This is a genomic window from Streptomyces sp. P17 (genome assembly GCF_032436805.1).
Classification (GTDB): domain Bacteria; phylum Actinomycetota; class Actinomycetes; order Streptomycetales; family Streptomycetaceae; genus Streptomyces.
In genome coordinates this window covers 1-269 of the sequence record NZ_JAVRBF010000877.1, presented here as the reverse complement: position 1 = coordinate 269, position 269 = coordinate 1, and the positions used below count along the sequence as shown (strand labels likewise).

1 protein-coding gene is annotated in these 269 nt (G+C 51.3%); it reads right to left on the bottom strand.

Going from position 1 to position 269, the window contains the following annotated elements; all coding sequences use genetic code 11:
- Window positions 1-269: 4-alpha-glucanotransferase (locus RMT89_RS43295; protein WP_315889244.1), on the bottom strand; the 269-nt coding region annotated here is incomplete at both ends.

Genomic DNA, 269 nt, shown 5'->3' with positions numbered 1-269 from the left:
GAAAATATGGCCCACTGATACAAACTGCTCCCAGCTTCTGCCAAAAACGTCTGAAACGCTTTAGCCCGTTCACTTTGCTGTGCCAGTTCATTTTGCTGAAAATGCTGAAACAGCAGAGTTGCTACCTGCTGCTTTAAAGCCGCAACGGCCGGATAATCGACATTTTCGGTGGTACGACAGGCGGCTAGCTGCTGCTGAAAAGCCGCACTGGCCACTAACTGCTGCGCTGCGGTACAGGCATCATAATCAGGGGTGTTATCCAACGCGAC